The following is a 12,420-nucleotide window of genomic DNA, read 5'->3' as shown; positions in this document are numbered from 1 at the left end:
ACGTACACACTAAACAGTGCCAGTGCAATACCAAGGCGCTGTTTCATGCCGAGCGAATATTTGCCTGCTTTTTTGTCAGCTGCTTCAGTTAAGCCAACCAGGGCTAACATTTCGTCGGCTTTGGTTTTTTTTAATCCTAATAAAATACAGCGATTGATAAGATTTTCCTTACCCGAAAGATGTCCGTAAATAGCGGGTTGCTCTACCAGGGCTCCAATTCGCTTTAATGTTGCAATGCGATTGCTGTTAATTTCTTTTCCAAAAACGAAAACCTGATCTGCCGGCGACTTTAATAAGTTCAGCAGGATTTTAATGGTTGTTGTTTTCCCAGCGCCATTTGGTCCTAAAAAACCATATATACTGCCTTTGGGTACTTGCAACGATAGATCTTTTACAATGGATTGGTTACCAAAGTTAAAATTTAATCCTACGGTTTCGATTGCGTAATTACTCATTCCTATTTGAAAATAGCAGTTGCTTGTTTTACTATAGTGTTTGAGCTGGTTGCAGGTTTAACCACAACTTCCACATCATTTTGATTAGTATTAATAGTAAGAGTTAAAATGATCATCATAAATACCGGAACTAATAATAGTAAGAATGGCGATGTGTTTGCTAACTTTTTCATAATCTGTTTCTTTTTGATGATTCAAAGGAACAGCATTCAGATTGCCTGCTAAAATGTATTATACCAAGGGTTAAAGATTCTAGATCAACGGGCATTTTCGGCGTTGATCGATAAAATTTGGTGTTTGTCGATGAAATAATCCTTTTTGCCTGTTGGTAGAAAAAAAATGCCCGTTCGTAGATTCTGTACTTTTAGAAAAGAAAGTTTATTTATTTTGGATGCACAAAAAAGGAACTGGTGATTTAGCCAGTGATACGTGTTAAATAATGAAAAAAAGTAAAGGACCTATCATATTACATTCTATTTTTTGGGGGATAATAATTATGCTGGCAATTGCTTTTATTATTTCCAGTTACGATCAGTTAACCGTAAAGAGACAGCTCATATCCTTTGGAGCTTATGGGGTACTCAATGTTTCGCTATTTTACATTAATTACATTTTTCTAATTCCGGAATTAATTAAGAAAAGGAAAAAATATTGGCTTTATACCGCTGCCTTTATTCTTTTAATTTTAATTATAGCGTTAATAAAAACTGTTGTAGCTGTTTTAAATCCAACTGATATGATGATGGTTAAAGGCCAAACCAGTGGGTATAAAGTAACGGAATACTTTTTAAACAGGGTACTAATGGGTGGTTTCTTTATGATATCAAGCTGTATTATAAAATTTACTCTCGATTGGTTTGCCAGTGAACGTATTCAGCGGAATTTAGAAAGCGAACGTCGTGAAATGGAGTTGCAATTCTTAAAATCGCAACTCAATCCACATTTTCTTTTCAATTCATTAAACAACATTTATTCTCTGGCTTATCAAAAATCTGATAAAACAGCTGATGCAATTATGAAGCTATCGGAGATTATGCGCTATATGATTTATGAAAGCAATACACCAACGGTAGCCTTAAACAAAGAGGTTGATTATTTAACCAATTATATCGAGCTGCAGAAAATCAGGTTTAAGGATGGTGCTTTCATTGAACTTACGCTAAACGGGGAAATCGACGATCAGAAAATCGTTCCATTAATGTTGATCTCATTTGTTGAAAATGCTTTTAAACATGGGGTGGTTAACGATCCAGAAAATCCTGTTAAAATTAACATCATTGCCAACCAGAAGATTTTACATTTTAGCGTGATTAATAAAAAAAATCAGCAAAATAAAGATGCACAAGGCGGCGTCGGCCTAACCAATGTAGAAAGAAGGTTGCAGCTTGTTTATCCTGACAGATATAAATTAAATGTTGTAAATTCGGCTACTCATTATACCTGCGAACTGATGATAGATATATAATTTGTGAACCATTTAAACGAAATCTATACCTATCAATTATTAAAATTAAACCTAAAATGAACTTAAATTGTATTGTTGTTGATGATGAGCCTTTAGCGCTTGATATCCTGGAGGATTATATTTCTAAAGTTCCTTTTTTAACCCTGGTAAAAAGATGCGAAAATCCAATCGAAGCACTTCAGGTTGTTCAGGGCGGGGGCATAGATTTGGTCTTTTTAGATATTCAAATGCCGGAATTAACAGGGATTCAGTTTTTAAAAATCGCAGGCACCAAATGTAGCTACATTTTAACAACAGCTTACCCGCAATATGCTTTAGAAAGCTACGATTTGAATGTTTCTGATTATTTGCTGAAACCTATTGCTTTCGATCGTTTTTACAAAGCGGTAGAGAAGGTTCACAAGCAGCACAAACCTGTTGATGTACCCGCCAGCGTAGCGCAACCAATTATTACCCCGGCAGCCTTTTCATCGCCAGCAAACCCTATTCAGGATTATATTTTCGTGAAAACAGAGCATAAAATCCAAAAAATATATTTGCACGATATACTTTACATCGAAGGGCTGAAAGATTACATTTCAATTTTCACCAAAGAGGAACGAATCATTACGCTTCAAAGCATGAAAAAGATGGAAGAAGCATTACCTCAAAGCCAGTTTATCCGGGTGCACAAATCTTATATTGTAGCGGTTGATAAAATTGAAAGTATTGAGCGTAGCCGCATTACCATCAATCAGAAAATTATCCCGGTAGGAGACACCTATCGTGATGAGTTTTTTAGGGTAATCGGAAATAAAAATATTTAGATCTTGAATGTAGAATCACCAATTAAAAATGTAATTGGTTAAAATCTATTATGTGAAATTATCTTAATACTTTATCTCGGTACTATTATAAATCCTGCCCTAAAACCTTTCTGATCTCTGTTTCTACCGCTAGTGTAATTTCATTAGCAGTTTTTTCGCCGGGCTCAATTGGCTTTAGTACAGTCCATTTCAATGCATTGCCGGTAGTTAAAGGGAACATCCCAAACCGAACGATTTTCCATGAATTTTCAATAGCAACTGGTACTACTAATGCATTAGGAACAGCTTTTAAAATGGTGGCAATTCCGCCGAACTGAAACTGTTTCACCTGACCATCTTTTGCCCGTGTTCCTTCCGGGAAAATTACCGTACTCCAATTATTTTCTTTCATTCTGCGGCCCAGCTTAATGATTTCAGAAATGGCCTGTTTGTTGTCTTTTCTGTTGATGTTGGCTCCACCACCTAAGCGCAAATTGATAGAAATAGATGGGATCCCTTTCGTTAGTTCGATTTTGGAGATGAACTTTGCACTGTATTTTCTTAGAAACCAAATCAACGATGGAATATCGTACATGCTTTGATGGTTGGCTGCAAATATGATTGGCCGATCAGTGGGTAAGTTATAATCGTTTTTGAAACTAATCGAATTGAAAAGAAATATCTGGCAATAAGTCAAAAAGAAATTAAGAATATCAACAGAAACCTTGTGTGCTTTATAACCAAAAAACTTATGGCAAATCCATTGAATGGGATGAAAAATGCAAAGCATCAAGCCAAAGAAAAAGTAAAATATTAGTGTAAGGATGTATCCGAAAAGTTTGCTCATTTGGTTTTAAAATAAAGCAACAAAGATAATGATTACAATTCGCCGTTTAAAATCAACAGTTTTGCTTTTAAAATAGCAGCGACACTCATGGAATCGGTAATTTCATTGTTTAGAACCATCTGATAAACCTCATTGAAAGGAAGTTTTTTAACTACCAGTTGTTCAGTTTCTTCTGGCATGGCGATGCCCTGAATTAAATCGGTAGCGATATAAATGATGCTGAGCTCATCACTTACAGAGTTTGATAAATGCATACGCTGAATTTCTTTCCAGTTCCTGGCGCTCATGCCAGTTTCTTCCAGCAATTCTCGCCTGGCACTTTCTAATGGGTCTTCGCCCAATGGTCCGCCACCTTCAGGAATTTCCCAGCTGTATGCTTTTAAAGGAAAACGGTATTGCCCAACCAGCCAGGTGTTGTAATCTTCATCCAAAGGCAAAATGCCAATGGCTAAGTTTTTGAAATGTACTTCACCATAAATTCCCTTTCCACCCGACGGATTAATCACCTGGTGTTCAGTTACGCTAATCCAATTGTTATCATATTTTAGATCACTTTCAAGTGTTTTCCAGGGATTTATTTCTTCCATGCTTGCAAATTACAAATATCCATTATGAAACGAAACTTATTATGGCTTTGATACCGGAGGCGGTGGGATTTTCTTGGCAATTTTAGTAAACCGGTAATTCAGACTGAAAATAAAGTTTTGTGTGTTGTTGGTTGAAAAGCTTTGAAGCCTGAAATTTTCACCCTCATTATAAACCGTATTGTTTCGGTTGCCAAAAATATCATTCAGGGTTACCCTTAAGTTTAATCTATTACTGAAAAACAACTTTCGGGCAGAAAAACTTGATGTTACCGAGCCTTTGTTTCGTCCTTGAGCACTCACGTTATTGGCATAATTCAAGTTCGATTCGAAAGCAGTTTTCTGCGGCAACTGCATAGAAAAACCAAAGGTTCCGCGAACACTAATCCCATCTCTGTTTAATGCGCTATTGAGTTTTGAAGTATATTTACTTTGAATTAAGCTGAAATTTCCATTGGCTGATATTTTATTTGTTGGTCGGTAATTACCAATTAAAATTAGCGCCAAAGAATTGTTCGTTCCCACATTATCAAACGTACTTTCAGATCGGGCAGTAGTTGAACCCGGAATCAAAATCACCGTTCTGAAACGTTCGATCACACCTTGACTGCTCGAATAGGAAAGTCGAGGTGTAAATGACCATTTCTGCCCGAACGCCCCAAAACTAATATCCATTTGATGCGTATAGGATGGTGAAAGATTCGGATTTCCATAGGAAATATTTAAAGTATCAACATTATTCACCTGAGGATTTAATGTATTTTCTCTCGGGCGGTTGATTCGGATACTGTAGGTTGCGCCCAGGTTGTATCGCTTTCTAAAAAACCTGTTAAGCGAAAGGTTAGGAAATACGCTCAAATAAGGTTTTACATTATAATTTTCACCTGTTGACAAATCAAAGGCCACATCAGTAAGCTCTGTTCTTACACCCGTTTTAACTCCCCAGCCTGCATTACGATAATTGTAAGAGGCGTAGCCAGCCAGAATATTTTCATTGTATAAAAACTGGTTGCTTAACCTGTTATTGGTTACAAACTGCTGCGTTTGGAAGTTGAAATTCTCAACCAGCAAATCGTTATCATTTTTGCGATAATTATAAGCCAAACCAAATTCTACCCGATCTCTTTTTTTAAATACGGGTTTATCATAGTCGAGGTTAAGAGTTAGGCCATTATTGCCAATGTCGTTATTGTTTTGTTGCAGTGTTGCCCGGGATACGCCCAGCGGTTGATAAGTGGTACTAAAACTCCGCAAATCCAAACTTCCATTTGTATTAAAAGTTAACCCTATTGATAAGCTTCCGCCACTGGTATCGGTTTGCAATTTATAATCTGCATTCACAACGAAATTATTGCTCTTCCCATCGCCCGTATTGGTTTGATTTCTCAAACGGTTTTGAATGAGTTGCTCGCTTAAATATCTTAAATCGTTTGATGAATTGGATGAAGATTTGTTGTCGTTGTAGTTTGTTGATACCCGAATGTTTTGCTTTGGTGTGATATCCCAATCGAAGCCCAATCTAAAATTTGCACCACGGCTTTTGCTTTTGCTGGCGCCTTTTTGATCATAATAAAAAGTAGTATCGGGAAAGAAATTTTCTCGGTAACTGTTGCTTTCGCCTCTGCCAACATTGTAACGATAGGCTGCACTTCCGTTGATGGCGTAGTTTTTTCCTCTGTAAGATGCATTTGTATTGGCATTCCCATTTCCTTGTATCCCGCCGGCTATTCCAACATTTCCATTGAAACCAACTTTAAATCCTTTTTTCATTACAATGTTGATGATACCTTCTCCATCGCCACTGTACTTTGCCGGAGGGTTAGTCAACACTTCAATTTTTTCGATTGCATCAGATGGCAGCACGTTTAAAAGATCAGCGATGTTGGAAGTCATATAGTCAGAGGGTTTCCCATCAATAAAAACCCGGGTGCTTTTTTTACCGGCAATGGTTGCGTTTCCATCGATATCCACCTGTACCATTGGAACATTCTTCAACACATCTGTTGCCGTACTTCCCTCGGCTAAAACCGATGAGCCAACATTATAAGTTACACCATCAGCACCGAATTCTATTGCAGGTTTTTGAACCGTAATGGTTACTTCCTGTAAGGAGTTTTGTTCAGAACTTAATTTTAAGGCACCTAAGTTACGGTCGGAATCTTTTTCTGTGATGATGATCCCATTTACGATGAGCGGCGCATAACCTACAAAACTAATTTTAATTCTGTAGTTTCCTGGTTTTAGGTTTTTAATGCTGAAAAATCCATCTTCATCGGTTGCTGAGGTGGTTACTGGTTGCTCTGTGCCGTCAATGTACACCGCAACAATTGCTGATGGGATAGATAAACCGCCAACCTCTTCTACAACTTTACCGCTAATTGTTCCTTTTTCAGCCATGAAAGCAGTGGTCGCTAAAAAAAGGACCAATAAAATTAGAATTGATATAGGTAAGCGTTTTTTCAATGTTTGGTTAGTGAAAAAAAAAGGCGTTTAAAAATATATTTTCAAACGCCTTTTTCAAAATTAAAATGATCCTTCATCAGGACGGTTATCCTGCTGCTCGTCTTTCTTTTTAGTTTTATTTAAGTTAAATGTTGTTTTTCCAAAACGGTATGAGAACGTTAAATTACCCATGGTTCCCTGCATCTGACGTTCAAAATCAACAATAGTTGCTCTGTCTTCGGTAGTCATACTCCATCTTCTGGTGTTAAATACATCTCTCACATTGAAACTTAAAGAAGCTTTTTTGTTAGGGAAATCATATTTCGCACCGCCATCAATTCCATACATCGCATTTCGCTTTCCTTGTGCCATTACTTCAGGAGCACGATAGTCTCCACGCAATTGTAAGGAAACGTCTTTAGCAACCGTTAAGTTCGCTGTAATATTGGCGTTCCAGCTAAATCCGCTGCTGGTTGGAATGTCAAATCTGGTATCACCAGCAAATTTAGCCTGGTATAAGTTTACGTTAGTAGTAAAGTTTAAAGCTTTAACCAAATCAAAACGGCCAATCAACTCTAAACCTGTATTGATTTGATTGGTTAAATTTTGAGGCGTTGAGGTAATGATACCATTAACGGGGGTACTTCTAACCCGTTGGATGACATCATTGGTTTGGCGGAAATATAAGCTAGAGGTTAAAGTAACCTTCTTGAAATATTTACTGTAACCTAATTCAAAGGAGTGAACATCTTCCGGTAATAAATTTGGGTTACCTTGTCTGTAGTTAAATGGCTCAGAAACATCTAAAAATGGGTTAGTATCCCACGGACGAGGACGGTTTACACGACGGGTATAACTTAATTGTACCTGCTGCTCACCTTTTAATTTTTGTGTTAAAAACACACTTGGATATAATCTTCTGTAACGGATATTGCCATCGCTTCCTACCAGAACATTGCCATTATAACCTTCCAAATGTGTATCTAAACGGGCATCTTCAGCTCTTAAACCCAGTTGATAACCAAAATCTTTAATTTGGTTCTGGTAATTAAGGTATAAAGCATGAACCTGATCTTTGCTATTAAAATCGTTAATCAATTTATTGTTTCGGATTACGATTTCCGTATTGGTCAGCACAGAATCGGCATATTGATTATTATCTGCCAAACGGATCTGGCTGCGGTATCCGGCTTCAATTTTTCCTGTTTTGCCTACAGGTAAAGTATAATCGGCCTGGATATTATAATTTGAGTTATCGCCAGTGTTATAAATGCGTTGTAAACTTGGATTAATATTTACATCCGTACCGTTTCTGTTGGTAATGGTTGTATTATACGCTTGATCATTATCGTTGTAACCCGAAGAATAACCAAAGTTAAAGGTTAACTCTTCTTTTGGTTTCTTAAATTTCTGAGAATAATCCAGGTTTAAATCATAACTGCTTCCACTTCCCTGGTTAACATTATTTCTGTTGCTATAGGAAACAGGACTTAAATTTCTGGCCAACTGTCTGATATCGATGTATTCATTTCTATCGTTTTCCCTGGAATTAAATCCACCTGAAAAACTTACGACACTTTTTGGCGCCAGGTAATAATCAATACCCGCTTTAACATTATGACCTTTATCTTGTGAGGTAGATTTCGTGTTCTGGCTTAAAAATGCAGTTCTGCTGGTATCACTTTTATAGGTGATATCTTGAAAACCGCCACCAATTCTATTGCCGTAGCGGTAGCTATAGTTTCCATAAATATTTACCTTACTGTTTTGAAAACTCAAATTGGTATTGGCATTGTAGTTATCTCTATTTCCAGCGGTTACCGCCGCAGAACCATTAAAACCTAATTTCGTGTTTTTCTTCAATACGATATTGATGATACCTGACTGCCCTTCAGCATCATATTTTGATGAAGGATTGGTGATTACTTCAACACTTTCAATTGAACTTGCAGGGATGGACTGAAGAATTTGCGCAACATTTCCACCTGCAATTAATGAAGGTTTTCCATCAATTAAAACCCTTACACCGCTTGATCCACGTAAGCTCACGTTTCCATCCATATCTGTAGAAACTGAAGGAACATTTTGCAATAGATCACTTGCCGATCCACCTTCACTGATTACACTTTGATCAACTGAGAAAATCTTTTTATCGATACCCATCTGCATGCCTTGCTTTTGGCCGGTAACAGTAACCTCGCTTAAAATATTTCCTTTTGCAGTATTCATCTTAATATCGCCAAAGTTTAATGTGCCGGTTGCTGCGGTAATGGCTACATTATCTCTAACCATTGTTTGGTAACCCACAAAGCTGATTTTGAAAGTGAAAGTACCTGTAGGTAAATCAGCCATTGTAAAGGCTCCGTTCACGTCAGTTTGTGCAATTTTTACATTTTTAGCAGTTGCTTTATCAATTAAAACAGCTGTAGCAAAAGGAATGGTTTCTTGTGTTTTAGCATCTTTAAGTACACCTGTTATTTTGGCTTTCCCGCCAGTTTGCGCAAACAGATTAAAAGATAAACTTAGTAGTAAAAGGGTAATTTGTATCGTCCTCGATTTCAAAATTCTCATTAAAATATAATATATGTTGTGTGTTTTCTGTAAAGGGAGACAAAGTAACGGCAACTAAGTTTAATTAAGGAGGCGTAACTATTTTATTACAGCCATTTTATAGTAATATTTTTGTGGGCATGTTTTAAGCAATTTGCTGTTGTATTGAGGTGAAAAGGTGGTTAAACAGAAAACAATCAAACAATATTAATATGCTGCAATACCTAAATTGTTACTTTTGCTTTAGATGAAAAAAATATTAATCGTTGATGATTTACATCCGGCTTTTAAAATGCAAGCCATTGCAATGGGTTACGAAGTTGATGACGAACCGAAAATTACCCGTGAACAGACTTTAGCTAAAATTAAAGATTACATGGGCATAGCAGTTAGAACCAAATTTCGAATTGACTCAGAAATTTTTGCTGCAGCAACGAACCTGAAATTTGTCGCCCGTGCTGGTGCAGGTTTAGATAATATTGATGATAAAATTGCTTTTGAGCGAAATATCGCGTTGATCAATGCACCTGAGGGAAATTGTGATGCCGTAGGAGAGCATGCCACAGGTTTACTTTTATCGCTGATGAACAATTTTCGCCGGGCTGATCTGGAAATCAGAAACGGGATCTGGGATCGTGAGGGAAACCGTGGTTATGAGCTAAAAGGTAAAAAAGTCGGTATTATCGGCTACGGTTTTATGGGGCAAAGCTTTGCCAAAAAGTTAGCTGGTTTCGAAGTGGATGTGATGGCTTACGATAAATATAAAACTGGTTTTTCTGATGCGTTTGCCCGCGAAGTAAGCATGGAAGAAATTGTAAAGCATAGCGATGTGTTAAGCCTGCATATTCCATTAACTGCAGAAACCAGGCAAATGGTTGATGATGAATATTTTTTCCATTTCAAAAAACCAATTTTCTTCATCAATACGGCACGGGGAGAAATTGTAATCACGAAAGCGGTTTTAAATGCGATTGATTCTGGAAAAATTTTAGGTGCCGGCTTGGATGTGTTGCAAACCGAAAAATTTCCTGCCATGGGCGAACAACCTTGGTATGAGGCATTGAAAGAGAATGATAAAGTAATTTTAACCCCGCATGTCGGCGGTTGGACCTTTGATTCTTACCGTAAAATTTCGGAGGTGTTAGCCGAGAAGTTGAAAGGACTATCTTTCTAAGTTGTTGCACTATGGCTATCTTAATCTTATTCTAAATAAGAAACAATTGCCATTTCTTCTCGAAGTTTCCATCCTATTTTGCTAAATTGGAATACAAATTCTAACTAAATTACATCATGCCGAAAGATCATTTATATTCAACAACAGTAACATGGACAGGAAATAAGGGCTCTGGAACAATGGATTATCGTTCCTACGACCGCGATTATGTTATATCTGTAAAAGGAAAAGCTGATATTTCAGGATCTTCGGATTCTGCCTTTCTTGGTGATAAATCCAAATATAATCCTGAAGATTTACTGCTGGCTTCTATTTCGAGTTGCCATATGCTTTGGTATTTGCACCTGTGTTCTAAAAATGAAATTGTTGTAATCGATTATAAAGATGAGGCAGTGGGAACGATGGAAGAATCGGCTGATGGAAGTGGTAAATTTAAAGAGGTAACCTTACATCCGCAGGTTTTAATCGCCGATAAGGCACACTTTGAACTGGCAGAATCATTACATGCGGAAGCCAACAAAATGTGTTTCATTGCCAATTCATTAAACTTTCCTGTAAAACACGAAGCGGCTTGCAAAGCGGAGAATAGCGCTTAAGTAGAAAGTAGAGAGTAGAAAGTAAAAGAAGAGAGTAGAAAGTAAAAAGTATAAAGTACAAAGTGGGAAGTAAAAATTAAAGTTGGCAGTTTTCAATTTACAAACTGCCAACTGAAACTGCCAATTACCTCACTGTATAAACATTATCGTTTGGTGTCGCATCTACGTAAATGCCATTGTCCAATGCTATTGATTTGATTTTGCGATTGGTAGTGATCGTCATCGTAAACTCTTTCTGATTTACTTTCCAAACTGCAGGTGTTTTATGAATTGTTTCCGTTTTTCCTTCCGTATCTGTAACTAAAATATCAAAAGGTATTGCAAAGCCTCCTATGTTTTTAATTACAAAAGTTGCCTTTCCTGAAGAGATTTCAGTTTTGCCAATGGCCAGATCCAGATAATTGTTGGTGAAGAACCAATTTTGGAAAAACCAGTTTAAATTTTGACCCGAGCCCGTATTCATCGAATTAAAATAATCCCATGGGATGGGATGTTTGCCGTTCCAGGTATTCATGTAATGGTGTAACGCTTTTTTGAAAAGATCATCGCCAAGCATATCCTTTAATGCTAAATAAGATAAGGAAGCCTTGCCATAAGAGTTGTTGCCGTAACCCGCACCCGAAACCTGATCAGACATTGAAATTACAGGTTGATCTTCCTCGGCAGATTTATCATTGATGTAGCTATTCACCCTGAACTTTTTGTAAAAATTATCTGCAGCTTGTTTGCCATGTTCGGCAATGCCGATTAAATATTCGAAAGTGGTTGCCCAGCCCTCATCCATATAAGCATAACGGGTTTCGTTAATGCCCATAAAGAAAGGGAAATAAGTGTGTGCTACCTCATGATCTTGCACCAATTGAGCGAAAACCGGATCTCCAAAGTTGGAATCGTTAACCATCATGGGGTATTCCATATCGGCAAAACCCTGGAAAGCTATACTTTTTGCGTAAGGATATGGAATTCCAGGCCAGTTGTTAGAAAACCAGGCCAAAGCATTGATATTATACTTTACAGAGTTTAAAAAATCTTTCCCTGTGGTTGGGTTGTAAGCCGCTTGCGCACTTGCCCGGCGACCGGTCTTAGCATCAACAACTACACTTCCGCCATCCCAAACATAGTGATTGCTCAATGCAAAGGTCACATCGGGAATATGATCTGCTTTAAACTTCCAGGTGTTCCAGTCTTTTTGAGCAGTTACTTTACCGTTTTTTAATTCATCTGCAGTAGCAATGTTTACCACGCCATCTGTATTATACGATTTTTTTAAACGGGCCGAAATTTCAGGCTGCAATACTTCATCAGGATTTAGAAAATCGCCTGTGGCATATACCACATAATTTTTCGGCGCTTTAACTGAAAAAACGTAATCATTAAAGTCATTATAAAATTCTGCCCTATCGGTATGTGGAATGCGATCCCATCCGTTGTAATCATCGTAAACAGAAATACGAGGATAGCTATAAGCTACAAAGAAGGAGTTAGGATCAATCTGACCTTCACGACCGCTTTCTTTTGATAA

11 protein-coding genes are annotated in these 12,420 nt (G+C 37.4%); 4 read left to right on the top strand and 7 right to left on the bottom strand.

What is annotated here, in order from left to right; translation table 11 throughout:
- The coding region (locus tag ON09_RS18075) for an ATP-binding cassette domain-containing protein (RefSeq protein ID WP_010602477.1) at window positions 1–455 on the bottom strand (455 nt) is incomplete at its 3' end.
- A 2-nt stretch (window positions 456–457) separates the two neighbouring features.
- A complete protein-coding gene (locus tag ON09_RS25265) occupies window positions 458–628 on the bottom strand; it encodes a hypothetical protein (RefSeq protein ID WP_010602476.1) in 171 nt (56 codons plus the stop codon).
- A gap of 266 nt (window positions 629–894) precedes the next feature.
- Between ON09_RS25265 and ON09_RS18070 the strand changes: the two genes are divergently transcribed.
- Together ON09_RS18070 and ON09_RS18065 are read left to right on the top strand one after the other, a co-directional pair.
- The gene (locus ON09_RS18070; RefSeq protein ID WP_029204443.1) at window positions 895–1,920 is read left to right on the top strand and encodes a sensor histidine kinase; all 1,026 of its coding nucleotides are present in this window, start codon (window positions 895–897) and stop codon (window positions 1,918–1,920) included.
- Window positions 1,921–1,976: 56 nt separating this feature from the next.
- The gene (locus tag ON09_RS18065; RefSeq protein WP_010602474.1) at window positions 1,977–2,726 is read left to right on the top strand and encodes a LytR/AlgR family response regulator transcription factor; all 750 of its coding nucleotides are present in this window, start codon (window positions 1,977–1,979) and stop codon (window positions 2,724–2,726) included.
- A gap of 85 nt (window positions 2,727–2,811) precedes the next feature.
- On the opposite strand, the gene ON09_RS18060 is transcribed toward ON09_RS18065, so the two are convergent.
- From ON09_RS18060 to ON09_RS18045, 4 genes are all read right to left on the bottom strand, one after another.
- Window positions 2,812–3,552, bottom strand: coding sequence for a lysophospholipid acyltransferase family protein (locus ON09_RS18060; RefSeq protein WP_010602473.1), 741 nt, complete (start codon window positions 3,550–3,552; stop codon window positions 2,812–2,814).
- Window positions 3,553–3,584: 32 nt separating this feature from the next.
- Window positions 3,585–4,139 carry an NUDIX domain-containing protein gene (locus ON09_RS18055; protein WP_010602472.1) on the bottom strand — a complete coding sequence of 185 codons (555 nt, stop codon included), beginning with the start codon at window positions 4,137–4,139 and terminating at the stop codon, window positions 3,585–3,587.
- A gap of 39 nt (window positions 4,140–4,178) precedes the next feature.
- Window positions 4,179–6,533: an outer membrane beta-barrel protein gene (locus tag ON09_RS18050; RefSeq protein WP_157259002.1), complete on the bottom strand. Its 2,355-nt coding sequence runs from the start codon at window positions 6,531–6,533 to the stop codon at window positions 4,179–4,181.
- Between the two features lie 126 nt (window positions 6,534–6,659).
- The gene (locus ON09_RS18045; RefSeq protein ID WP_010602470.1) at window positions 6,660–9,149 is read right to left on the bottom strand and encodes a TonB-dependent receptor domain-containing protein; all 2,490 of its coding nucleotides are present in this window, start codon (window positions 9,147–9,149) and stop codon (window positions 6,660–6,662) included.
- A gap of 226 nt (window positions 9,150–9,375) precedes the next feature.
- On the opposite strand from ON09_RS18045, the gene ON09_RS18040 reads away from it, so the two are divergent.
- Complete coding sequence (locus tag ON09_RS18040) at window positions 9,376–10,302, top strand: 2-hydroxyacid dehydrogenase (RefSeq protein WP_010602469.1); 927 nt, start codon at window positions 9,376–9,378, stop codon at window positions 10,300–10,302.
- A 116-nt stretch (window positions 10,303–10,418) separates the two neighbouring features.
- Window positions 10,419–10,898, top strand: a complete 480-nt coding sequence (locus ON09_RS18035) for an OsmC family protein (protein ID WP_010602468.1) — start codon at window positions 10,419–10,421, stop codon at window positions 10,896–10,898.
- A gap of 124 nt (window positions 10,899–11,022) precedes the next feature.
- Here the strand turns inward: ON09_RS18035 and ON09_RS18030 are convergent.
- Window positions 11,023–12,420 (bottom strand): M1 family aminopeptidase (locus ON09_RS18030; RefSeq protein WP_010602467.1); only part of this gene is annotated, 1,398 nt, incomplete at its 5' end.

The organism is Pedobacter agri PB92 (assembly GCF_000258495.1).
Taxonomy (GTDB): Bacteria; Bacteroidota; Bacteroidia; order Sphingobacteriales; family Sphingobacteriaceae; genus Pedobacter; species Pedobacter agri.
This window is presented reverse-complemented; position numbering and strand designations above follow the sequence as displayed.

Bases quoted from the DNA above. Each gene is read 5' to 3' on its own strand.
- ON09_RS25265 (WP_010602476.1), bottom strand. From the start codon at position 628: ATGAAAAAGTTAGCAAACACATCGCCATTCTTACTATTATTAGTTCCG.
- ON09_RS18070 (WP_029204443.1), top strand. From the start codon at position 895: ATGAAAAAAAGTAAAGGACCTATCATATTACATTCTATTTTTTGGGGG.
- ON09_RS18065 (WP_010602474.1), top strand. From the start codon at position 1,977: ATGAACTTAAATTGTATTGTTGTTGATGATGAGCCTTTAGCGCTTGAT.
- ON09_RS18060 (WP_010602473.1), bottom strand. From the start codon at position 3,552: ATGAGCAAACTTTTCGGATACATCCTTACACTAATATTTTACTTTTTC.
- ON09_RS18055 (WP_010602472.1), bottom strand. From the start codon at position 4,139: ATGGAAGAAATAAATCCCTGGAAAACACTTGAAAGTGATCTAAAATAT.
- ON09_RS18050 (WP_157259002.1), bottom strand. From the start codon at position 6,533: ATGGCTGAAAAAGGAACAATTAGCGGTAAAGTTGTAGAAGAGGTTGGC.
- ON09_RS18045 (WP_010602470.1), bottom strand. From the start codon at position 9,149: ATGAGAATTTTGAAATCGAGGACGATACAAATTACCCTTTTACTACTA.
- ON09_RS18040 (WP_010602469.1), top strand. From the start codon at position 9,376: ATGAAAAAAATATTAATCGTTGATGATTTACATCCGGCTTTTAAAATG.
- ON09_RS18035 (WP_010602468.1), top strand. From the start codon at position 10,419: ATGCCGAAAGATCATTTATATTCAACAACAGTAACATGGACAGGAAAT.